Source organism: Cupriavidus sp. 10L45 (assembly GCF_056395225.1).
Window position 1 is genome coordinate 334,115 of sequence record NZ_JBFTJC010000003.1, and the last position, 23,071, is coordinate 357,185.

21 protein-coding genes are annotated in these 23,071 nt (G+C 68.0%); 11 read left to right on the top strand and 10 right to left on the bottom strand.

The window, feature by feature from the left end:
* Positions 1–57: 57 nt before the first annotated feature.
* Together dnaN and dnaA are read right to left on the bottom strand one after the other, a co-directional pair.
* Entirely contained in the window at positions 58–1,173 is a 1,116-nt protein-coding gene (gene dnaN, locus AC1DFU_RS07505; protein WP_092291124.1) for a DNA polymerase III subunit beta, read from the bottom strand.
* 367 nt (positions 1,174–1,540) lie between these two features.
* A complete protein-coding gene (gene dnaA, locus AC1DFU_RS07510) occupies positions 1,541–3,301 on the bottom strand; it encodes a chromosomal replication initiator protein DnaA (protein ID WP_092291122.1) in 1,761 nt (586 codons plus the stop codon).
* Positions 3,302–4,116: 815 nt separating this feature from the next.
* Here dnaA and rpmH point away from each other — a divergent pair.
* The 10 genes from rpmH (at position 4,117) to AC1DFU_RS07560 (ending at position 12,187) form a co-directional block, all read left to right on the top strand.
* Complete coding sequence (gene rpmH, locus AC1DFU_RS07515; RefSeq protein WP_008650850.1) at positions 4,117–4,251, top strand: 50S ribosomal protein L34; 135 nt, start codon at positions 4,117–4,119, stop codon at positions 4,249–4,251.
* Between the two features lie 143 nt (positions 4,252–4,394).
* Positions 4,395–4,832, top strand: a complete 438-nt coding sequence (rnpA, locus tag AC1DFU_RS07520; RefSeq protein ID WP_092292073.1) for a ribonuclease P protein component — start codon at positions 4,395–4,397, stop codon at positions 4,830–4,832.
* An 8-nt stretch (positions 4,833–4,840) separates the two neighbouring features.
* Positions 4,841–5,140, top strand: coding sequence for a membrane protein insertion efficiency factor YidD (yidD, locus tag AC1DFU_RS07525; protein ID WP_092291108.1), 300 nt, complete (start codon positions 4,841–4,843; stop codon positions 5,138–5,140).
* Positions 5,141–5,162: 22 nt separating this feature from the next.
* A complete protein-coding gene (gene yidC, locus AC1DFU_RS07530; protein ID WP_441645438.1) occupies positions 5,163–6,845 on the top strand; it encodes a membrane protein insertase YidC in 1,683 nt (560 codons plus the stop codon).
* A gap of 122 nt (positions 6,846–6,967) precedes the next feature.
* Positions 6,968–7,738, top strand: a complete 771-nt coding sequence (tam, locus tag AC1DFU_RS07535; protein WP_441591533.1) for a trans-aconitate 2-methyltransferase — start codon at positions 6,968–6,970, stop codon at positions 7,736–7,738.
* 116 nt (positions 7,739–7,854) lie between these two features.
* Complete coding sequence (locus AC1DFU_RS07540) at positions 7,855–8,652, top strand: CHAD domain-containing protein (RefSeq protein ID WP_092291102.1); 798 nt, start codon at positions 7,855–7,857, stop codon at positions 8,650–8,652.
* Between the two features lie 46 nt (positions 8,653–8,698).
* Positions 8,699–10,126: a tRNA uridine-5-carboxymethylaminomethyl(34) synthesis GTPase MnmE gene (gene mnmE / locus AC1DFU_RS07545; protein WP_441591535.1), complete on the top strand. Its 1,428-nt coding sequence runs from the start codon at positions 8,699–8,701 to the stop codon at positions 10,124–10,126.
* A 39-nt stretch (positions 10,127–10,165) separates the two neighbouring features.
* Positions 10,166–10,789, top strand: coding sequence for a TetR/AcrR family transcriptional regulator (locus AC1DFU_RS07550; RefSeq protein WP_092291098.1), 624 nt, complete (start codon positions 10,166–10,168; stop codon positions 10,787–10,789).
* A gap of 33 nt (positions 10,790–10,822) precedes the next feature.
* Positions 10,823–11,389 carry an OB-fold putative lipoprotein gene (locus tag AC1DFU_RS07555; RefSeq protein ID WP_092291096.1) on the top strand — a complete coding sequence of 189 codons (567 nt, stop codon included), beginning with the start codon at positions 10,823–10,825 and terminating at the stop codon, positions 11,387–11,389.
* A 198-nt stretch (positions 11,390–11,587) separates the two neighbouring features.
* A complete protein-coding gene (locus AC1DFU_RS07560; RefSeq protein ID WP_092291094.1) occupies positions 11,588–12,187 on the top strand; it encodes an Sbal_3080 family lipoprotein in 600 nt (199 codons plus the stop codon).
* A gap of 58 nt (positions 12,188–12,245) precedes the next feature.
* On the opposite strand, the gene AC1DFU_RS07565 is transcribed toward AC1DFU_RS07560, so the two are convergent.
* From AC1DFU_RS07565 to AC1DFU_RS07580, 4 genes are all read right to left on the bottom strand, one after another.
* Positions 12,246–14,258, bottom strand: coding sequence for a methyl-accepting chemotaxis protein (locus AC1DFU_RS07565; protein ID WP_441591538.1), 2,013 nt, complete (start codon positions 14,256–14,258; stop codon positions 12,246–12,248).
* A 185-nt stretch (positions 14,259–14,443) separates the two neighbouring features.
* A complete protein-coding gene (locus AC1DFU_RS07570) occupies positions 14,444–15,418 on the bottom strand; it encodes a M14 family metallopeptidase (protein WP_092291090.1) in 975 nt (324 codons plus the stop codon).
* Between the two features lie 14 nt (positions 15,419–15,432).
* Positions 15,433–16,413, bottom strand: a complete 981-nt coding sequence (locus AC1DFU_RS07575) for a Bug family tripartite tricarboxylate transporter substrate binding protein (RefSeq protein ID WP_441591540.1) — start codon at positions 16,411–16,413, stop codon at positions 15,433–15,435.
* 197 nt (positions 16,414–16,610) lie between these two features.
* Positions 16,611–17,555 (bottom strand): LysR family transcriptional regulator, encoded by a 945-nt coding sequence (locus AC1DFU_RS07580; protein WP_441591542.1) that lies wholly within the window; start codon positions 17,553–17,555, stop codon positions 16,611–16,613.
* 79 nt (positions 17,556–17,634) lie between these two features.
* On the opposite strand from AC1DFU_RS07580, the gene AC1DFU_RS07585 reads away from it, so the two are divergent.
* On the top strand, positions 17,635–18,447 hold the full coding sequence (locus AC1DFU_RS07585) for a MerR family transcriptional regulator (RefSeq protein WP_441591544.1): 813 nt from the start codon (positions 17,635–17,637) through the stop codon (positions 18,445–18,447).
* Here the strand turns inward: AC1DFU_RS07585 and AC1DFU_RS07590 are convergent.
* Genes AC1DFU_RS07590 through AC1DFU_RS07605 form a run of 4 tightly spaced genes read right to left on the bottom strand, consistent with a single transcriptional unit; the run spans position 18,444 to position 22,789 of the window.
* Positions 18,444–19,316 carry a metal-dependent hydrolase gene (locus AC1DFU_RS07590; protein ID WP_092291082.1) on the bottom strand — a complete coding sequence of 291 codons (873 nt, stop codon included), beginning with the start codon at positions 19,314–19,316 and terminating at the stop codon, positions 18,444–18,446. The two genes, AC1DFU_RS07585 and AC1DFU_RS07590, sit on opposite strands and share 4 nt — an antisense overlap.
* A complete protein-coding gene (locus AC1DFU_RS07595) occupies positions 19,313–20,314 on the bottom strand; it encodes an alpha/beta fold hydrolase (RefSeq protein ID WP_441591546.1) in 1,002 nt (333 codons plus the stop codon). The genes AC1DFU_RS07590 and AC1DFU_RS07595 overlap by 4 nt, the downstream gene beginning before the upstream one ends.
* Complete coding sequence (locus AC1DFU_RS07600) at positions 20,311–21,204, bottom strand: SDR family NAD(P)-dependent oxidoreductase (RefSeq protein ID WP_441591548.1); 894 nt, start codon at positions 21,202–21,204, stop codon at positions 20,311–20,313. Before AC1DFU_RS07600 ends, AC1DFU_RS07595 begins: the two co-directional genes overlap by 4 nt.
* A gap of 31 nt (positions 21,205–21,235) precedes the next feature.
* A complete protein-coding gene (locus AC1DFU_RS07605) occupies positions 21,236–22,789 on the bottom strand; it encodes a flavin-containing monooxygenase (RefSeq protein ID WP_441591550.1) in 1,554 nt (517 codons plus the stop codon).
* Positions 22,790–23,071: the final 282 nt, after the last annotated feature.

Genomic DNA, 23,071 nt, shown 5'->3' on the forward strand with positions numbered 1-23,071 from the left:
CTACTGGACAGTCCACGGCCATCCCCGCGTGGGCGGGCATGGCCGGAGTCCCGGTCATCAGATCCGCATCGGCATGACGACGTACTTGAAGTTGTCGTCTTCCGGTACGGTAATCAGGGCGCTCGAATTGGAGTCGCCCAGGCTGACCTGCACCTGTTCGCTCTTCAGGTTGGCCAGCACGTCGAGCAGGTAGGTCACGTTGAAGCCGATATCGAGCGCGTCGCCCGAGTAATCGAGTTCGAGTTCTTCCTGCGCCTCTTCCTGATCGGCGTTGGTCGAGCTGATCTTCAGCATGTGCGTATCGAGGATACAGCGCACGCCCTTGAACTTGTCCGTGGTCAGGATGGCGGTACGTTGCAGCGCCTGCTGCAGCTTCACGCGGTCGATCGCGAACGCATTCTTGTAGCCCTTGGGGATCACGCGCTGGAAGTCCGGGAACTTGCCTTCCACCAGCTTGCTGATCAGTTCGATGTTGGCGAACGTGAACTTGACCTGGTTGGCCGCCAGCTGCACCTGCACGGGATCGTCGTTATCTTCGAGCAGCCGCTGCAGTTCCAGGATGGTCTTGCGCGGGATGATCACTTCCTGGCGCGCGCCGCCGCCGGTGGCCTCGGTCTCGAGTTCCACGCCGCAGTACGCCAGGCGGTGCCCGTCGGTGGCCACGGCCATCACCTTCTTGCCGTCCACGACGAGCAGCATGCCATTCAGGTAATAGCGGATGTCCTGCTGCGCCATGGCGAAGTGGACCATCGCCAGCAGATGCTTGAACGTCTTCTGCGGCAGGCTCACGCTCGCGTTGAACTCCGCAGCCTCGGCCACAGTCGGGAATTCCTCGGCGGCCAGCGTCTGGAGCGCGAAGCGGCTCTTGCCCGATTGCACCGTCATCCGCTTGTCGTTCAGCGACAGCGCCACGTCACCGTCAGGCATCGCGCGCAGGATGTCCAGCAGCTTGCGCGCCGCCACGGTGGTGGCCACGCTGTCGCTGCCAACGCCGCATTCGGCGTGGGTGGTGATCTGGATCTCGATGTCCGTCGAGAGGAAGGAAACATTCGAGCCGGACTTGCGAATCAGCAGGTTGGCCAGGATCGGGAGGGTGTGGCGGCGCTCCACGATGCCGCTCACGATTTGCAGCGGACGCAGCAGATTGTCTCGCGAGGTTTTGACCAATTGCATTGAATTTATCCTTCGTCGTTTGTCGTCAGCGACCGCAGGTTGCGCGCAACCCCAAATTCACTTAGGAATCAAGGAGTTAATTGTGCATTGTACCAAGGATAAGCCGCTGCGGTGAAGCGGGCCGGCTCCGGCGCGGAGGACGGCTGTGCCTAAAAAGCCACGATCCGTCATTTCTTCCCGCCAAGCCGCCCCGACTCACCGCAAAGCCTTATCTGAGGCCGATTTCCCGCGATCCAAGCGTTTCGTTCAGTCGCCCGTTTGCCGCCGGGCGCGCACCCTGTAGTATGCCAGCCCGGCAAGGCCAACCTTTAAAATCATAAAACGGTGCCAGGCGGCGCAGGATTCACCTGCGTCACCGGCTCAGGCATCACCCCTTGAGCGTCTGTTCCAGCACGTGCAGCTCGTGGTTCAGCTGCGCGTCCTTGCTCCGCTCGTCGGCGATCTTGCGCACGGCGTGCAGCACCGTGGTGTGGTCGCGTCCGCCGAACAGCTCGCCGATCTCCGGCAGGCTCTTCTGCGTCAGCTCCTTGGCCAGGTACATGGCGATCTGGCGCGGCCGGGCGATATTGGCGGGCCGCTTCTTCGAATACATGTCCGCGACCTTGATGTTGTAGAAGTCGGCACAGGTCTTCTGGATGTTCTCCACCGAGATCTGGCGGTTCTGCACGGTTAGCAGGTCCTTCAGCGCCTCACGCGTGACATCGATCGTGATGTCCTTGCCGTGGAAGTTGCTGAACGCCAGGATCTTGCGCAGCGCGCCTTCCAGCTCGCGCACGTTGGAACGCAGGTGCTTGGCGACGAAGAACGCCACCTCTTCGGGCACGCTCACGTTCTCGGCGGCGGCCTTCTTCATCAGGATGGCCACGCGCATCTCGAGCTCGGGCGGCTCGATGGCCACGGTCAGCCCCGAGTCGAAGCGCGAGATCAGCCGGTCGTCGATGCCGGTGATTTCCTTCGGATACGTGTCGCTGGTGATAATCACCTGTGCGCGATTCGCGATCAGCGCCTCGAACGCGTAGAAGAATTCTTCCTGCGTACGGTTCTTGCCGGAGAAGAACTGGATATCGTCGATCAGCAGCAGGTCCAGCGAGTGGTAGTACCGCTTGAACTCGTCGAACGCCTTGCGCTGGTACGCCTTCACCACATCGGACACATACTGCTCCGCGTGGATGTAGCGGATCCGCGCGCGCGGGTTCTCCATCAGCATGAAATTGCCGATGGCATGGATCAAGTGGGTCTTGCCCAGGCCCACGCCGCCATAGAGATAGAGCGGGTTGTACGACTTGCCCGGGTTGTTGGCCACCTGGATCGCGGCGGCGCGCGCCAGCTGGTTGGCCTTGCCGGTGACGAAGTTGTCGAACGTCAGGATCGGGTTCAGGCGCGAGCGCTCATGCACCGTGTCGCTAGGCTGGGCGCCGCCCATCGGCTGCGGCTGGCCCGGGTGGGACTGGTGCTGCGGGTGTTGTTGGTGCTGCGGGTGCTGCTGCACATGCTGCGGATGCTGGGGCTGCACGCGGTACGAACGCGCGCTGGCCTCCGACGGGTCCATCTGGGCCACGTCGATATCACCGATATCCGCGCCATGGCCGCCGGCATTGCCTTGCAGCGGATGACCGGTGTGCGGCGCCTGCGGCATCTGCGGCCGCGCCGGGTAGTTGCCCTGGGGATTCAGGGCAGCCATGCCGGGATAGCCGCTCGGCGCGCCCGGGTTCGGATAGTCGGGATAACCGGTTCCCTGCGGCGCATGAGAAGCGCCGTGTTGTCCACTCGGATAGCCGTTGCCGGGTGCGCCCATCGGCGTACCCATTGCAGCGTGCGCGCCGGCGTTGTCACCCATCTGTGCCGTGGCCTGCTGGGTATAGGCGGCCGCGCGCCCCGAGGCGGCAGGGTCAAGGACAAAGTGAACGCTAACCTGCGCTTCCCAATATTCGCAGGCGAGGGCCGTGATGCGGCCCGAGAATTGGCTCTTGACCCAGTCGAGCTTGAAGCGGTTAGGCGCGGCAATCCGCAGCGCATGCGCCTCCTCGTCGAAGGCGACGGGCGCCAACGGCTTGATCCAGGTCTTGAACTGTTGCGGCGTCAGTTCGCGCTCGAGTTGCGCGGCTGCCGCCTGCCAGAAATCTTGCATGTGTTCTTGTTTGGTGATCGCGCCAGGCCGCAGCGCGTCACGAGTATCGGGGTGCCCGCCAATCATCCGGCTTCCCGCCACGCGGCCCCTCGGGGGCCAGCGCGACGCGGCAATGCCACCCCATCGGCGTGCGGCAAGCATCGCCCGATCAAGCGGTATACCAAGGCAGGAAGTCCGGGTTGTGCGTGCGCCACGCGGCCCGTGTAGTGTTTGGACCGGGATTGTACCCCCCGCCTCAAGTTATCCACAAAGGATAACCCTGTGGACAAGTTGTGAAAATTCAGTGGATTGCTGTGCACAACCTATAAGGAAGAACGGCCCGGAGAGGGGCCTGGGCAGCTGATAATCCATCGGAAACAACGAGTTGGACATCTTGGCTACCGCATATAGGTGACCCCGGATACCCACAAGGTTACCCACCGGCCATTGTGGACAATGGCGCACCGACGCATGCGCCTGCCATTGTGGCGGCGTCGGCGGCACTGGCCATCGGTTGCCTTGACAGTTCGCGCGAATATCGGTTAAATGGCGGGTTCTGCGATGCGGCAGGGGATCACGTATGCGCATCGCCGGGTCTGGCCCGTACCGCCACGTGTAAACATGTGCGGCATCAGGCAAGCGGCCTGATCCCCCGTCAGCGCCTCGGCCTTCAGCCAGGCCAGCGGCGGCCGGCAGCAAGACAGAACCAGAATCGTCGGCAGACCGCAGCAAACCCGATCGGAATTGCGGCGGCCCCATGCGAACCATACGCGGCGGCCAAGGCGCCCCGGCATTGGCCGGCGCCCGGAAAGCCCGGATCAACCAGAGAGTGCAACATGAAACGTACCTACCAACCTTCCGTTACCCGCCGCAAGCGTACCCATGGTTTCCGCGTGCGCATGAAGACCCGCGGCGGCCGTGCCGTCATCAACGCTCGTCGCGCCAAGGGCCGCAAGCGCCTGGCCATCTGAGCGCCGGGCGACCGGCCCGGACGGTCGAGCGCCGCGATGGCCTGCCATCGCACCGCGCACTGACCGTCCCCGCCACCGCCTCGCACTCAGGTCAGCCAGGGGCAGCCGCCGCAAGCCCAGCGATCCCGCTAGCTTTGCACAGCGTGTCTACCCATGCCTTTCCCAAAGCCGCGAGGCTCACAAAGACGGATGAATTTTCATCCGTTTTTGCTTTGCGGCCACGGCGTCGCAGCGCACACTTCGTGCTGTACGTGCGAGCCAACGGCCAGGCGCAGGCCCGGCTGGGCATCGTCGTCGGCAAGAAGTTCGCGCCGCGCGCCGCCGAGCGCAACCTCGTGAAGCGCATGGCGCGGGAACTGTTCCGGGGCCAGCAAGCCAAACTCGCGGGCCGCGACATCCTGTTGCGGCTGCAGGCCAAGTTTCCGCGCGCGGACTTCGCCAGCCGGACGGCCGTCCGGCGGGCGTGCCTTGCGGAAATCGCCGGCCTGCTCGAGGTGGCGGCCAGACCCTTGCCCACCGCCCCGCCCGCCGTCGATGCGGCCGGCCCGGCGGCGCCTGCCACGCCCAACGCGCCTGCCTGATATCCACCATGAAGCGAATCCTGCTTGCCCTGCTGCGCATCTACAAGATCGCATTGAGTCCGTACCTGGGCTCGCGGTGCCGCTTCCTGCCTACCTGCTCCGAGTACGCCCGTGACGCCATCGTGCTGCACGGACCGGCCCGGGGCAGCTGGATGGCCGCGTGCAGGCTCTGCCGCTGCCATCCTTTCACGCAGGGCGGGTATGATCCCGTGCCCGACCCCACGAAACACGGGAATGCCGCCGCGGCGACTCCTGCCTCCGCCGCGCCAGGCCGCCCGCCTGTCACGGTCCGGCTCCCGAGACCCTGATTTCCTCCGACCATAGCGAGACATGGATATCAAACGCACCATCCTGTGGGTCATCTTCTCGATGGCCCTCGTGCTGCTCTACGACAACTGGCAGCGCGCCAACGGCCACGCGTCGATGTTCTTCCCGAGCGCCAACACGCAGCAGCAGGCCGCCCCGGCCGGCGGCGCGAGCGGCGCTGCGGCGCAGGGCGACGTGCCCAAGGCGAACGCATCGGCCACCGCGGGTGCTTCGGCGCCGGGCGCAGTGCCTGGCGCCCCGCAGGCCGCTGCCCAGCCCACGGGCGAGAAGGTGGTGGTCACCACCGACGACCTGCGTGCCGAGATCGACACGGCCGGCGGCATCCTGTCCCGCCTAGAGATGCTCAAGCACCACGAGAAGGACGGCAAGCCGGTCGTGCTGTTCGAACGTGACGCCAACCGCACCTACATGGCGCGCTCCGGCCTGATCGGCGGCGACCTGCCCAACCACACCACGGTGTTCTCGGTTGCGCCGGGTCCGCGTACGCTGGATGGCAAGGACAAGCTCGAAGTGGTGCTGACCGCCGAGAAGAGCGGCGTGAAGTTCGTGAAGACTTACATCTTCCACAAGGGCAGCTACGTGGTGGATGCGCGCTTCGACGTGACCAACGCCGGCACGGCGCCGATCTCGCCGACGCTGTACCTGGAACTGGCGCGCGACGGCAGCAAGGTCGAGCAGTCGCAGTTCTACAGCACCTTCACCGGCCCGGCCATCTACACCGATGCCGACAAGTATCACAAGCTGAGCTTCGAAGACATCGCCAAGGGCAAGGCCACCGTGCCGGCTGCCACCACCAGCGGCTGGGTGGCGATGGTGCAGCATTACTTCGCCTCCGCCTGGATTCCGCAGGCTGGCAAGCAGCACAGCTTCTACGCCGAGCAGATCGATCCGAACCTGTACCGCGTGGGCATCCAACAGCCGCTGGGCCAGATCGCGCCGGGCGCCTCGGTGACCACCGATGCCCGCCTGTTCGCCGGTCCGCAGGAAGAGCGCATGCTCGAGCAGATCACGCCGGGCCTGGAGCTGGTGAAGGACTACGGCTGGCTGACCATCCTCGCCAAGCCGCTGTTCTGGCTGCTCGAGAAGCTGCATGGCGTGCTGGCCAACTGGGGCTGGTCGATCATCGCGCTGACGGTGCTGATCAAGCTGGTGTTCTTCCCGCTGTCCGCAGCGAGCTACAAGTCCATGGGCAAGATGAAGGACCTGCAGCCGCGCATGACCGCCATCCGCGAACGCCACAAGGGCGATCCGCAGAAGATGAACCAGGAGATGATGGGGCTGTACAAGACCGAGAAGGTCAATCCGCTGGGCGGCTGCCTGCCCATCGTGATCCAGATCCCGGTGTTCATCGCGCTGTACTGGGTGCTGCTCTCGTCCGTGGAAATGCGCGGCGCGCCGTGGCTGGGCTGGATCCACGACCTGTCGGTGCCGGATCCGTTCTACATCCTGCCGGTGGTGATGGCCGTGTCGATGTTCGTGCAGACCAAGCTGAACCCGACCCCGCCGGACCCCGTGCAGGCGAAGGTCATGATGATCATGCCGCTGGTGTTCTCGTTCATGTTCTTCTTCTTCCCGGCCGGCCTGGTGCTGTACTGGGTCGTGAACAACATCCTGTCGATCGCCCAGCAATGGCAGATCAACCGGATGCTCGGCAAGGGCAAGGCGGCGGCGGTGGCCAAGGGCTGATCGCGCTGACATTCGCCTGAGACGAATCTGAAAGTAAGCCCGGCCTCGCGCCGGGCTTCTTTTTTGGTGCGCCGGCGGCGTATGCTTGTGCCCTGATCCAGCCACGATGAAGAGGACGCGAGATGACATGGTCGGCCAGCCAGTACGTACAGTTCGAGGATGAGCGCACGCGCCCGGTGCGCGACCTCGTGCAGGCGATTCCCACCCGCGAGGCGCGGCGCGTGGTCGACATCGGCTGCGGGCCCGGCAACTCGACCGAGGTGCTCGCGGCGCGCTATGCCGACGCCCAGGTCACCGGCCTGGACAGCGATGCCGACATGGTGACGGCCGCCCGCAAGCGCCTGCCGAATATCGACTTCGCCCTCGCCGACGCCACCACGTGGACCGACGCCGGCCCCTATGACGTGATCCTGGCCAACGCGGTGTTCCAGTGGGTGCCCGATCACGCCACGCTGTTCCCGTCGCTGGTGAGCAAGCTCGCGCCGGGCGGCAGCCTGGCCGTGCAGATGCCGGACAACCTCGACGAACCGCCGCACCTGCTGATGCGCGAGACGGCCATGAACGGGCCGTGGTCGCCCAAACTCACGGCGGCGGCGCAGGCGCGCACGCCGCTGGCGTCCGAGCGCTGGTACTACGAACTGCTCAAGCCGCATTGCTCGCGCGTGGATGTCTGGCGCACCATCTACCAGCATCCCCTCAAGGGCGGCCCCGCCGCCGTGGTGGAGTGGTTCAAGGGCAGCGGCCTGCGGCCATTCCTGGCGCCGCTGGACGCCGCCGAGCAGGCCGACTACCTGCGCCAGTACGAAGCCGCGCTGGCCAAGGTCTTCCCGGCGATGGCCGACGGCACGGTGCTGCTGCCGTTCCCGCGCGTGTTCATCGTCGCCACGCGCTAGCGGCAACTCCTTGGGCGCCCTTGTGCGGCGCAGCGGTCACAGCATCTCCGGCGACGCGTGCGCTATCGCCTACACTGCAGTGACACAGTCATTGTCGTGGAGGTCAGAGGTTGCCGATGCCTACCGCCCCCGCCCTGCACCGGAACATGCGGCCGGCCCAAGCCTTCGTGGACCTGGCCACGCAGGGCCTCAGCGCCGTGGAGGACGGGCTGGAACTGGTCTTGCACCGCGATCAGGCAGAGGACGTCCACGCGCTGCGCGTGGCCTTGCGACACCTGCGCGCCGTGGCCTGGGCCTTCGGCCCGGTACAGCCCGCGCGCGTCAAGGCCCGCTGGAAGCGGGCGCTGCGCGACGTGGCGAACGCCGCCAGCGACGTGCGCGACTGGGACGTGTTCGTCATCGAGACGCTGTCCCCGGCGCTGGCCGACCATCCCGGCGATGCCGTGCTGGTGGCGCTGATCGAGACCGCGCAGGCACGCCGGTCGGCCGCGCGGGAAGGCATGGTTACACGATTGTCACGATATCGGCAGGCGCCTTTGCCTACACTGCACCGAGACCTGCTGCACCTTGCCGGGCGCAAATCGCGCGGCAAGCTGGGCGCGTTCGCCCGCAAGCGCATCCGCAAGGCACGCGATCGGGTACGTGACCTCACCCGCACCGCGCGCGACGGCCGGACCGAGCACGTGCACAAGCTCCGCATCGGCAACAAGCGGCTGCGCTATGCGATCGAAGCGCTGTCCGATGTCCTGCCGAAGCGCTATCGCAAAGGACTGCGCAAGCAACTCGTGGCAAGGCAGGGGGAGCTCGGCGCCGTGATCGACGCCTCGGTGGCACGTCGGTTGATGGCGGAATGCCTCGGTGTATCGACGACCGAATCCATGGCCGAATCGACAGCCAAACCCACCCCGCCCTAACCGCCGGCATGCGCCGCACCCATCCCGTTCTGCGACAATAGTGCCCATGACTGCTCCCCAGCTTCCTATCGCCGCCATCGCTACCGCACCAGGTCGTGGCGGCATCGGCGTCGTGCGCGTCTCCGGCCCCGATGTGGGCACCGTGATGCGCGCGGTCTGCGGCCAGACGCTCAAGCCGCGCCATGCCACTTACCTGCCCTTCCTCGATGCGCGCGGCTGCGTGATCGACCACGGCCTCGCGCTGTACTTCCCCGCCCCCAACTCGTACACCGGCGAAGAGGTGCTCGAACTGCAGGGCCACGGCGGACCGATGGTCATGCAGATGCTGCTGTCGCGCTGCCTGGAGTCCGGGCGCGAGATTGGCCTGCGCGTGGCCGAGCCCGGCGAGTTCACGCGGCGCGCCTTCCTGAACGACAAGCTCGACCTCGCCCAGGCCGAAGCGGTGGCCGACCTCATCGAAGCCAGCACCGAGGCCGCGGCGCGTTCCGCCGCGCGCTCGATGGAAGGCGAATTCTCGAAGGCCATCCACGCGCTGGTCGAGAAGGTCATCCATCTGCGCATGCTGGTGGAGGCCACGCTGGACTTCCCCGAGGAAGAGATCGATTTCCTCGAAGCCTCCGACGCGCGCGGCCAGCTGGCCCGCATCCGCAGCGACCTCGCCGGCGTGCTGAAGCAGGCGCGCCAGGGCGCGCTGCTGCGCGAGGGGCTGTCGGTGGTGCTCGCCGGGCAGCCGAACGTGGGCAAGTCGTCGCTGCTTAACGCCCTGGCGGGCGCCGAACTGGCCATCGTCACGCCGATTGCCGGCACCACGCGCGACCGCGTGCGCGAGACGATCCAGATCGACGGCATTCCGCTCCACATCATCGACACCGCCGGGCTGCGCGAGGACGCCGCCGACGAGGTCGAGCGCATCGGCATCGAGCGCACCTGGGAGGCCATCGGCCGCGCCGACATCGTGCTGCATCTGGTGGATGCCCCCGACTACATCGAGCATGGCCTGTCCGAGATCGACGACCACATCGACGACCAGCTCAGCGGCCGCCTGCCGCCGGGCGCGCCGATCGTGCGCGTGGTGAACAAGATCGACATGGCGCCCGCCGCCGGCGAGATGATGTTCGGCGGCAACCGCCCGCACGTGGTGGCGGCCAACGGGCCGAACCCGACCGAGATCTGGATCTCGGCGCGCACCGGCGCGGGCATCGACCTCATGCGCCGCGAACTGCTGCGTCTGATCGGCTGGCAGTCCGGCAACGAGGGCACGTTCCTCGCGCGCGAGCGCCATCTCACCGCGCTGCGCAACGCCCAGTCCCACCTCGACGTGGCCACCGAACGCGCGCAGCAACAGGCCCAGGCGCTCGACCTGTTCGCCGAGGAACTGCGGCTGGCGCAGGACCACCTCAACAGCATCACCGGCGAGTTCACGAGCGACGACCTGCTGGGAACCATCTTCACGCGGTTTTGTATTGGGAAGTAGGGCCTGCCCGGGCCGCACATCCCTGAACCGGAGTTACACATGCCCCGCGTCTCCAAGGCGGAAGCCGAACGGCACCGCGTCACTATCGAACAGGTCTCCTCGCGGCTGTTTCGCGAGCAGGGGTTTCATGGCATCAGCGTGGCGGACCTCATGGGGGCGGCTGGGCTGACGCATGGCGGGTTCTATGGCCATTTTGCGTCGAAGGATGCGCTGGCGGCCATCGCCTGCACGCGGGCGTTCGAGGAATCGGGCGCGCGCTGGCGCAAGCGGGTGGAGGAATCTCCGGACAAGGCCACCGCCCTCGCCGGGCTGATCGAGAACTACCTGTCCGTGCGCAACCGCAACGCCGCCGGCACCGGCTGCGCAGCGGCGGCGCTGGCCAATGACGTCGCCCGCGAGGGCGAGGAGAAGCCGGTGCGTGCGGCCTTTGTCGACGGTATCCGCGATCTGCTCGAGATCCTCGAGGGCGTGCAGCCGGGCGACGACCCGGCGGCACGGCGCGCGGCGGCCATCGCGCAGATGTCCACGATGGTCGGCGCGCTCGTGCTGTCGCGCGCCACGCTGGGCACCGGGTTGTCCAACGAGGTGCTGGCGGCGGCCAAGGCGCAGTTGCTGGCGCAGGTTGGCGACGCCGATGGGGTCTCGGGCGGCCCAACCGGGTAAACTGCCGCTTTTCCTCCTCAGCCCCCCTCCAAGATGTCCCGTCTCCGGCAAACCCTTCTCATCATCGTCTTCGTGGCGATCATCGGCATCCTGTGGTTTGTCGGCAATGACACTGGCGAGATCGTGCCGACCGGGCCCGCTCCCGCCGAGACGGCCGAGGTGGTGCCGGCCAGCGTGCCGCGCGGCATTCCGCACGACGGCACGCTCGATCCGATCAGCATCGACGAGAACCGTCCCGCCGACCGGCTGCCCGAGTACGCGGCGGCGGCCCTGCTCAACGACTATCGCGACAACACCGGGGCGGCCGACGACCGCTATCGGGGCAAATACTTCATCGTGGAAGGCGTGGCCAGCGGCATTCGCCGTGAAGGGACGGAGGTGTTTCTGGAGATCCGCACCGATGCGCCGGGCCAGGTGGTCCGCGCCGTGCTGCTGCCGGAACAGATCTGCGGACCGGCCGGTCGCCGATGCGAGGTGGAGGCACGCGCCACGATGGTCCGGCGCGGCCAGAAGGTGGCCGTGGAGTGCACCGGCGCCGGGCTGGCCGAGGGTGGCACGCCGCTGCTGAACGAGTGCCTGGTACGTGGCGGCGCCAACTAAGTCCCCAACGAAGAAGCGCCTCCCGGGCCGCCTGGCCGCCTGACAGCACGGATGGGCCGATTTTCCCCCTCTGTTCCCCGCATTGACCGCCGCGCCGCACGCCTACAGTACGCAGGCATGCTGCCGGCACTGCGCCCCTCGCTTGTTGTTGTGAGCCCGGGCGGCCGGCACCCTCGCCGACGCGATCCAGGACACACCATGAAGAGAGCAACCCTTGCCGCTGCGCTGGCCCTGCTGGCCACCGGCTGTTCCACCTACCAGGCGGTCACCCCGGTCGACCGGCCGGTCACGTACGACCCCATCGCCGGCTACCAGTCCGGTGCCTATGGCGGCCCGGCCGAATTCCGTGTCGATGGCAACCAGGTGATTGGCGCCGATGGCGCGCTGTTCTGCGTGGTCACCAACCAGGTGAACGGCAATGCCTATGTGGAAGACTTCGCGGCCTCGCTGCGCGCGCGCAACTTCGAGGTGAAGATGCTGCCGCCGTATTCGTCGATCGCCTCGTGCCCGATGACGGCCACCTACACGGCCCAGCGCCAGACCTACGTGACGCCATTCCTGACCTCGGCGGACATCACCATCTACCGCAACGGCGAGCGCGTGGGCAAGGCCCTGTTCAACGCCAACCGCAGCGCGGGCGGCGTGAACCTGAGCCACCTGATCCCGCCGGCGTCCAAGATCGAGGAACTGGTCGACCAGCTCTTCCCGGGCCTGAAGCCCAAGCCGCAGCCGGCCCAGGCAGCGCCCGCCCCGGCACCGGCGCCCGAGGCAGCCCCGGCGCCGGCACCCGCCGCCTGACCGTCCCCGGTCAGGCCTGCAGTCAGGCCAGCAGTCAGGCCAACCAGCAGCCCAGCCATCAGGCCAGCCGGAACACCTCCACCGCCTGGCGCAGCTCCTGCGCCTGGTGATGCAGGCTCTCGGCGGCCGCGGCGGCCTCTTCCACCAACGCGGCGTTCTGCTGCGTGGTGGTATCCATCTCCGCCACCGCGCCGCTGACCTGCGCCAGCCCCTGCGCCTGCTCGCGGGAGGCCACGCTGATGTCGCTCATCAGCGCCGCCATGCCTTCCACGCGCCGCACCATGTCGTCGATGGCGGAACCGGCCTGCTGCACGGCCTCGTTGCCAGACTTCAGGTCCGTCACGGTCCGCTCGATCAGCCCCTTGATTTCGCCCGCCGCGTTGGCGCTGCGCTGTGCCAGGCTGCGCACCTCGCCGGCCACGACCGCAAAGCCGCGCCCGTGCTCGCCCGCCCGGGCCGCTTCCACGGCGGCGTTCAGCGCCAGGATGTTGGTCTGGAAGGCAATGCCGTCGATCATGCCGATGATGTCCACCACCTGCTGCGCGTTGCGATGGATCTCGGCCATCGTATCCACCACCTTGCCCACCGTCATTCCGCCCGCGCGGGCGGCCTCGGCGGCGCTGGCCACAGCGGCGTTGGCGTCGTGGGCGTTGTCGGCGTTCTGCTTCACGGTGGCGGAAAGCTGTTCGATGCTGGCCACGGTGCGCTCCAGGCTGCCCGCCTGCGAGGCCGTGCGCGACGACAGGTCCGCGTTGCCGCTGGCGATCTGGCTCGTGCTGCCGGCGATGGCCGCCACGCTGCCGCGCACCTTGTCCACGATGCCGGTCAGCCCCTGCCCCACGCCGTCGATGGCGCGCATCAGCTCGCCGATCTCGTCATTGCGCGGGCTGTCCAGCCGGGCAGTCAGGTCGCCCTCGGCCAGCCGGGAGGCCGCGCCGGCCGCGTGCGTCAGCGGCTGACTGACCATGCGACGCAGCAGCCACCAGAACGCGGCGGACACCGCCAGCGCCACCAGCAGGCCGGCGGCCAGGAAGCGGTTGCGGCTCGCCACCAGTTCGCCGCGCAGCGAATCCATCGGCACCGTGCCGGCGATCACCCACTGCCACTCGGGGTAGGTGGCGAACGCGGTCAGGCGCTCGGCGGTGGCGCCATTGCCGTCATTGCCCATGGCCACCGTGTGCACCATCGAGCCCTCCTTGGCGGCGATCATGTCGCGCACCCAGGTCTTGCCATCGGCGTCCTTGGCGTCGATGCGCACCGAGCCCTCGCCGCCGGCCCGGTCGACCAGCACCTTGCCCTGGTCCGCGCCCGGCCGGGCGTCGATCACCATGAAGTGGCCATCGCTGCCGATGGCTTTGCGGCGGATGCGGTTCTTCAGCATCGCCAGCTCGGCCTCGACGTTCACGCCCACGTACAGCGCGCCGACGATTTTGCCGCCGGCGTCGCGCACCGGTTCGTACTTGCTCATATAGGGCTTGCCGAACAGCCAGGTCAGCGCGCGGTAGGACTTGCCCGCCGCCACGGCCGTGTAGGCGGCGCCGGCGCGGTCCAGCAGCGTGCCGATGGCGCGCTGGCCGTCCTGCTTCTTGAGCGAGGTGGTCACGCGGATGTAGTCGTCGCCGGTGCGCGCGAACACCGTCGCCACCACGCCACCGGTGGTGGCGAGGAAGCGGTCGGGCACGTCGAAGCTGTTATTGAGCACGAGGTCGCCGCTGCGGAACGTCGGTGTGGCCTTGCCGGCCATTTCCACGGTCTGCGCCGGGTCCACGCTGTACGGGCCGGGCAATACGGCCGCGAAGCTCAGCATGAAGCGATCGGCTTCCTGGAGGATGGTGTCGTCGAGCTGGCCGACCAGTTCGCTGAGGGTCTGGCTTTCGGCGTAGATGGCCTCGCGGGCCTGGTCCTCGAGCTGATGCATGCTGCTCAGGGACAGCGCCAGCGCGTAGGCGCCGAATGCGATGATCTGGACGACCAGCACCACCAGCGCGATGCGGGTGCCGATGCTCCAGCTACCGGCGAGCGCGCGCGCGCGGCCGGCCGACGCGGGTCGGGAGAGTGAGAGAGAAGTCAAAAGGGGCGCTCCGTGGCAATTCCACGCACCTTAATGGCGCGCGGGCAACGCCCGCTCTGACGGCAGGTCGTCACAGCGTCAATAACGGATGGCGCGCCCCCCGGCTTGAATGGATCGAACGCTTACTCTAATAGGTCACATCAGGATGCAATGTCGATTGCAACCGGTTGCATGGATGTGTTCGATCAAACGTCCAGCCGACCAAGTCGTACAACCGTCACACCCGGCCGAAGCTGGCGCAGCGACGGCATCACCAGCACGCAGTGGTCGTACGGCGTGGTCACCGGCTCGCCATCGCGCCAGCCGATCACGGTGCCCGCCTGGTCGAAGGTTTCCAGCCCCGTGTACGGGCCGGCGAAGCGGAAGTCCATGCTCGCCGCCACCACGGGCTCGGTCACGCGTACCACGCGCTGCGCCGCCGGGAGCGGGCGCAGCCAGCCGGCCGGCAAATCCGCTTCTTCGACGATGCCCGCCTGCAGCAGGAAGCGCGCCGTGCAGTCGCGCGCCACGTCCACGGCGGCGGTCTCCCAGTGCTGGCCGCACTCCACCAGCAGCGCGTTGCGCGCGCTGGCCGGGTCGCCGAAGCCGGCGTAGTCGCGCATGCGGCGGCCCTCGGGGTGGCCTTCGTCGACGATGATGTCCGCCGGGGCGCCGAGCGCCTTCGACAGCGCGATGCCCTTGTCGAGCGGCCCGGAGACGATCAGCGGCCGGCTTTTCTCGTGCATCGAGTGCAGGTCGAGCAGCAGGTCCACGGTATCGATCACGGGGCGCATGGCGCGGGCGCGTCGCAGTTCGCTGGAATCGCGCGTGGTGTCGTCGAGCACGGCGGCGGTCCAGACGCGGTTGAAGTCCTGGTCGACGAAGCGCGAGGCATCGGGCCGGGCGGCGTCGAAGGTGGCGTAGGCGTCCACATTGGCGAACGCCAGCGTCAGGCGCCCCCGGCGCGGACGCAGGCCGTGGTCGAGCAGGCCGGCCACGGCGATGGCGCCGCAGACCTCGTTGCCGTGTGTCAGCGCGTTGACCATCACATGCGGGCCCGGCAGGCCGGAATCGAACGTGTGGACGTAGGCGATGCCGGTGTTGCCGGCGGCGTAGGGGCGGATATCGGGAAAGCTGACCTCCACCGGATAGGCGGCGAAGGCGGGAGGCGTCTGCGTCATGGAAAGAATCCTATTTACTCGCGGATATCGGCGGTCTGCACGATGGTCCGATAGCGGGCCGTCTCGCGCTTGATAAAGGTGCCGAACTGGGCCGGATTGGCCGGCGCCACCTCTACGCCAGCTTCGGCCAGCTTCTTGCGGACGTCCGGCAGGGCCAGCACGGCCTGCATCTCGGTGTTCAGGCGGTCGATCACCGGGCGCGGCGTGGCGGCAGGCGCCATCAGGCCGAACCAGACGCCCATGTCCACGCCCTTGAGCGACGGCGTCTCGGCCAGCGCCGGCACGTTCGGCGCCACGCTGGCGCGCTTGCCCTCGGTCACGCCATAGGCGCGTACACGGCCCGCCTGGATATGCGGCAGCGCCGACGACAGCACCATCACGGCGAGGTCGATCTGGCCGCCCAGCAGGTCCGTGGCCATCGCGGAGGCGCCCTTGTACGGCACGTGCGTGATGTTGACCTTGCCCTGCTGCTTGATCAGCTCGCCCGCCAGGTTCAGCGGCGTGCCCACGCCCGACGAGGCGTAAGACAGCTTGCCCGGCTGCGACTTGGCCAGCGCCATCAGCTCGCCCGCGTCCTTGGCCGGCAGTTGCAGCTTGCCGACCAGCACCATCGGCTGCGTGCCGACGAAGGTGATCGGCGCCAGATCCTTCTCGCCGTCATAGCGCACGGCCTGGTTGGTCAGGCGGGCGATGGAGACCTCGCTGCCCGAGCCCAGCAGCAGCGTGTAGCCATCCGCCTCCGCCTTGACCACCTTCGACGCGCCGATCGTGCCACCGGCGCCGCCGAGGTTCTCGATCACCACGCTCTGGCCGAGCCGCTTGCCCAGCTCCGGCGCCACGGTGCGGGCGACCAGATCGACGCTGCCCCCGGCGGTGTAGCCCACCACCAGCGTGATGGGCTTGGTGGGATAGCCACCCGCCGCCTGGGCGACGGTGGCGGCGAGGGCACAACAGCTCAGGGAGGCGGCAGCGGCCGCGCGCAGCAGGGTTTTCATGGTGATTTCTCTTCCGGCAGGTGTGGTGTTGTCCGGCGATGGTAGTGAGCGCCGGGCGCGCCGGCATGCGGCTTTGGCAATGCGGGTTGCCATTTCGGCAATGGGCCGGAATGGTGCAGTTGGACGCACAAATGTGGGTCGAAAATCGACGGAGTTCGCTCCCGATTCTGCGCGCGAATCGACAGCTAAGACTCGTCCTAATCCGCCCGCTGCGCCGCCGCCCGCCAGAACGCCTCCGCCAGCGCGCGCATCGACGCCCGGGGCCGGTAGAGGCGGATGTCGAGGGCGAGGTCAGAGGCGTCGCCGCCGTCCAGATCGGCCCGCACCAGACGGCCCGTGTGGAGGTCGTCGGCAATCAGCCGGGCGGGCAGCCAGGCCAATCCCATCGACTGGCGCACCATCTCATGCACCGATTCGGCGAAATCGCTCACGGCGATCACATCGAGCCGCGCAGCCAGCTTCCGGCGTGCGATTTCCTGATTGACCATGCGGCCCATGGTCAGCGTCTCGGCGTAGGCGATCATCGGCACGGGCGCGGTACGCGTGGCGGTCTTGGCCCGGTGCAGCCGATAGGCCGGGCCGCCGCGCGCGTCGGCGGCGGCCACGCAGACCAGCCGCTCCACGCCCACCGGGTGGAAGGTGTAGCGCGCGTCGTCCAGCATCACGGGCAGGTCGTGCGGGCTGTAGCAGAGCAGGAAATCGACGTCACCTTCGGTGAACAGCGCGAGGGCGTCGTGCGTGGCATGGGTGGAGATGCGCGTGCGGAAGCCGGCGCCGGCCGGGTCGTCGCGCAGCGCGTGGCGCAGGCCGGCCAGCCACGCCGGCACCATCGAGCGGGCCAGCGTCTTGCCGGTGGCGATGGTCAGCGTTTTGGCATCGGCGCGATGCGCGGCCCGCAGCGACAGGCGCGCTTCGTCGAGCGTGCGCAGCGCGGCTTCGGCGGCTTCAAGGAACTGGCGGCCCTCGGCGGTCAGCCGCACGGGAAACGCGCTGCGGTCGATCAGCGGCGCGCCGGCCCAGACCTCCAGCGCCTGCATGCGCCGGCCAAACGCCGGCGGCGTGACATTGCGCAACTCGGCCGCGCGCGCCAGGCTGCCGGCCTGCGCCAGGCAGACGAAGTCTTCGAGCCAACGGATGTGCATGGGGGGCGGCGGGCGGGGCAGGCGGGAGATCGGGCATTGTAGCGCCGGCCCCTGCGCGACTCGGTTAGAATTTTCCCCCATGGCCACCGAACCGCGCGGCGCCAAGCCGCCGCATCCCGAATACACGATCGACGAACTGGCGCGCGCGGCCGGCACCACGGTGCGCAATATCCGCTCGTACCAGGATCGCGGCCTGATCGATCCGCCCGAGCGGCGTGGCCGGGTCGGCATCTACACGCCAACCCATCTCGGGCGCCTTCGCCTGATCCATCACCTGCTGGCGCGCGGCTACACGCTCGCCAACATCATGGAGCTGCTCAAGGCCATCGTCGAAGGCCACGACCTGCGCTCCATCCTCGGGCTGGAGACGGCCATCAGCAGCCCGTGGAACAGCGAGGCGCCGCGCCATTATTCCTACCTCGCACTGGCCCGGCTGTTCGGCCGTGCGGTGTCGCGCCCGGCGCTGGCCAAGGCCATCGCGCTGGGGCTGCTGGAGCCGGACGGCTTCGGCTACCTCGCGCGCAGCCCGCGCGCGCTGATGGCCGGCGCGGAGATCGCCCGGGCCGGCTTCGGGCTGGAAGACGTGCTGGACATCATCGAGCATTCCCGCAGCCACTTCCAGGCCGTGTCCGACCGCATCGTCGGCATGGTCGTGCGCGAGCTGGACCGCTTTGGCGAAGGCCAGCTGCCGCCGCCGGCCGAGGTGCCCCGGCTGGTGGACATCCTCTGGCGCATCCGCCCGCTGGCGATGGTGGCCGTGGAGACCGAGATGATGCGTGCGCTGGAAATCTCGGCCAACAAGTACCTCGGGGACCGCGTCGCCGCGATCCTTGAACACCTGCACGATCCCGCCGCGCCTCCCTCGGAACCTCCTACCGAACCGCGCAGCTAGGCCGCGCTGCGGATCGACGGCGCGCGCGTGCTGGCCCCGGCCTGCAGCGCGGTCTGCTCGATCTCCTCGATCAGCGGCCCGATCCGGTTCAGTTCGGCCCGGTTGTCCTCGTCCCACGGATGGAAACCCGGCCGGAAGTAGTCGAACCATTCCGGGATCATCTTGCGCAGCACACCCGGCGCGCCCCAGAGGAAGTTGACGACCTTGCCGAAGCCGGGCAGCTTGTGGCGGCAGGTCTTGTCCGCCATCACCAGCCGCACGTGGAAGACGAAGACCAGCGCCCAGAACGTGACCGTGGTGGTCAGCATGGTGAACGCGCGCAGCAGGTAGCGGTACGGGCCGGGCTTCATCACGGCGTTCCAGACGTCATAGGCCACGGCCTTGTGCTCGGTTTCCTCGAGCGCGTGCCAGGTCCACACCTGCCGGTAGCCCGGCTCCGAACGGCCCATGTGGCGCGGGTCGGACAGCATGCCGCCGGCCAGCATCGCCGTGTAGTGCTCCAGCGCGATGGTGTGCGCGAGCTGCCACGAGTGCGGCAGGATCTTGCGCAGCAAATTCAACAGTTTTGATACAAAGTTGTCGAGCTGGCTCGCCGGCAGGCCCGCGTCGTCGAGCAGCCGGTTGTAGAGGATGTGCTCGCGCGTGTGCATCGCCTCCTGGCCGATGAAACCGGCCACGGCGCGCTTCAGCTCCGGGTCGGTGAGCTGGTCGCGGTAGTGGCGCACGCTGTCCATGAAGAAGCGCTCGCCGGCCGGGAAGAAGATCGACAGCGCGTTGATGAAGTGGGTGACGTGGGGGCCGCGCTCGTGCCAGTCGCTGATGCGGGCTGGCGGGAGGTGCGGATGCACGTCGCGACGGACTGGCATCATGATGTGAGCTCCTTGATCGAAAGCGGACGGCCTGCGCCGGCGGCGTCCAGGAACGGCAGGAGGTCGGACGCCACGCGGTGCGGGTCTTCCTCCATCGGGATATGGCCCAGGCCGGCGTAGCGGCGCAGGGTGGCGTTGGGCAGCCGCGCCAGGAAGGCGTCGGCGTGCGCGGGCGGAATCCAGCGGTCGCGGTCGCCCCACAGCACCAGCGTCGGCGCGCGCACGCCGGCCAGCAGGTCGGTGGCGAGGTCGGCGAAATCGAGCTTCGGCACCATCCGGCCGATGGCCTCGCGGCTGCCCTCGGCGTAGAAGAAATCGACATAGCGCCGGAAGGTGGCCTCGGGCACGCGCGAGGCATCGCCGTACACATCGCGCGTGGCCGCCCGGATGATCCACTCGGGCAGCAGGCGCGGCGCCGACCAGCGCACCAGCGCGTGGCGGAACAGATCTATATAGATAGGGAGTTGCATCGGGAAACCGGCCGCATCGATCAGCACCAGCCGGTTGACCAGCGAGGGGCGGCGCACGGCCAGGTCCCAGGCGATCAGCCCGCCCAGCGAGTTGCCGATCAGCGTGGCGCGCGAGACCTGCACGGCGGCCAGGAAGGCGTCGATGAAGTCGCGGTAGACGTGGATGTCCATCGTCACCACGCGGCCGCGTGCGTCGCGCAGCGGTCCGGTCAGGCCGAACGGGGCGATGTCGAGCCGCAGCACGCGGTAGCGCTGGCGCAGCGCGGGCATCAGCCCTTCCCAGGTGTGCAGGGACGCGCCGAAACCATGGATCAGCACCAGCGGCTCGCCCTCGGGCACGCCCTCCTCGGTGTAGTGGACCAGCGCGCCCATCACCTGCACCCAGCGCGAGGCCGGCAGCGCGTAGCGGCGCGCCAGCGTAGCGCGGGACAGGCTGAAGAAGCCCACCCGCCCCTGCCCGAACCAGCGCGTGAACGCGCCCGGCGGCGCCTGCAGCGCGGCTTCCCGCGGCAACGCGGCGCGGGTCATGCGCGCTCTCCTTCGCTGGCCGCCGCCGGCGTGCCGTCCGGCATCAGCGTCTTGCGCTTGCGGCGCGTCTCGCGCACCAACAGCGACTGGTACGCCGCCGGCAGCAGGCGCGCCATGGCGTCTGCCGCGTACGCATCGGGCCCCACCAGCACGCGCCGCTTGTTGGCGCGCACGCCGTCCAGGATGATGCCGGCGGCCTTCTCGGGCGTGGTGATGAAGAACTTCTCGAACGCCTCACGGCCCTGCTGGGCATCGCGCACAAGCAGGCCGTTCACGCTCGGCGAGACGCGGCTGTCGCGCGCGATATTGGTCTTGATGCCGCCCGGGTGCACCGTGGTGGCCGAGACGCCGCAGTCCATCAGGTCGAGTTCCTGCCGCAGCGACTCCGTGAAGCCGCGCACCGCGTACTTGCTGGCGTTGTACGCGCCCATGCCGGGCTGCGCGAAGAGGCCGAACACGCTCGAGGTGTTGACGATGTGGCCCTCGCCGCTGGCCTTGAGATGCGGCAGGAAGGCCTTCGTGCCATGGACCACGCCCCAGAAGTTGATGCCGATGATCCAGTCGAGATCGTCGTACTGCATGCCGTCCACGGTGCTGGACAGCGCCACGCCGGCGTTGTTGAAGATCAGGTTGACGCGGCCATGCGCGGCGGCCACGTCGTCTGCCCAGGCGTGGACGGCGGCGCGGTCCGCCACATCGACGAGGTGCGCCGTTATCGTCACACCCGGCGCATGGCGCGCGACCTGCGCAGCGGTTTCCGCCAGCCCCGCCTCGTTGCAATCGGAAATCGCCACGTGGCAGCCCTCCTGCGCGAGCTGGATCGCCAGGCATCGGCCCATGCCCGAACCGGCGCCGGTGATGGCGGCCACCTTGTTTCGAAACACCTTCATGCGGGTCTCCTCTTTTATTTGGCGTGTGGGGCTAGACGCGGATCGCGTCGGCGTCCTCGGGCTGCGGCATGCCGGTCGGCTGCCGTGCCGGCCATCGCTCGTAATCGGCCGGTTGGAAAGCCTGCGTGGCGCGGCGGAACTGCCAGGTGAAGCCCGGCCACAGCGTGGTGTTCTTGCCGTTGCGTGGGTCGATGTACCAGCTGGCGCAGCCGCCGGCGCTCCAGATGGCGTGGCCGAGCTTCTGCTGGATGTTGCGATTGAAGGCGGCCTGCACGGGCGGGCGCACGTCCACGGCCTGGAGGCGGGCCTGGCGCATGTGGCGCAGCGCGTCCAGCACATAGTTCACCTGCGACTCGATCATGAACACCATCGAGCTGTGGCCCAGGCCGGTGTTTGGGCCGACGATCAGGAACAGGTTCGGGAAGCCGGCCACGGTGGTGCCGAGGTAGGCCTGCGCGCCATCGCGCCAGGCATCGAGCAGGTCTTCGCCGTCGCGGCCGACGATCACGCCGCGCGGCAGCGGGTCCGTGGCGTGGAAGCCGGTGCCGAGGATGATGCAGTCCGCCGGGCGGCGCGTGCCGTCGCGCATGACGATGGCGTCCGCCTCGACGTGGTCGATGCCGGTGGTCACCACGTCCACGTTGGGCCGCATCAGCGCCGGGTAGTAATCGTTCGAAATCAGCACGCGCTTGCAGCCGATGGTGTAGTCCGGCGTCAGCGTGGCGCGCAGGGTCGGGTCCGGCACCTGCCGCCGGAGATGGCGGCGCGCGATGCGCTCCACCGCCTTCATCAGCTTCGGATGGAGCACGAAGCCGAGCACGCGCGATTCGAGCATCCAGTAGATCCCCGTGCGCGCCAGCGCCTGCGTGAACGGCAGGTGACGGAACAGCCAGCGCTCGGTGGCGGAGACCGGCCGGTCCGGCTTCGGCATGATCCACGGCGGGGTGCGCTGGTAGAGGTCGAGCTGATCGACGAGCGGCGCGATCTGCGGCACGAACTGGATCGCGCTGGCACCGGTGCCGATCACGGCAACGCGCTTGCCGGCCAGCGGCGTGTCATGGCGCCACTGCTGCGAGTGGAACATCGCGCCCGCAAAGGTATCGAGGCCGGGAATATTGGGGATCGATGGCCGGCTCAGGCCGCCCATCCCCGACACCAGCACCCGCGCCCGCACGCGCCGGCCATCGGCCATGCGCAGGCGCCAGCAGCCTGCCGGGGCGTCCCAGGTGGCCTGCTGGAGCGAATGCCCAAGGCGCAGGTGAGGGCGCAGGCCGAAGCGGTCCGTGCAGTGTTCCAGGTAGGCGCGGATTTCCGGCTGGGTCGAGAACATGCGCGACCAGTCCGGGTTCGGCGCGAACGAGAACGAATAGAGGTGCGATTGCACATCGCAGGCACAGCCGGGGTAGTGGTTGTCGCGCCAGGTGCCGCCCACCGCCTCGGCCTGCTCGAAGATCAGGAAATCGTCTTCGCCAGACTGCTTGAGGCGGATGGCCATGCCCAGCCCGGCAAAGCCGCTGCCGATGATGGCGATGTCGCAGGTGACTTCGGTGCCAAGACCGGCCGGCAGGTCCACGGGTGCGTTCATAGAGGGCGTTCCGGTGGGTGCGCTGGCGGCGCCGGCTGGCGGCGGTTCGTTAGCGACACCGTTTATTGTGACATTGGTCGATGTCATCATAGGTAGCGCTTCCGGGGCCGGTCAATCCGATGGCTTGAAGGATTGCTCTATTTTTGGGGGATTTCCAGTGTCGTAGCCGTCACATAAAACGACGGCACGGCGATGGGCGCAGCAGTGGGTACGGTTGTCAGCCGCGCGTTTGAAACCGAAGTGGAAGTCGAAATTATTCTCGGGCGCTTAGGCAGAATCGCA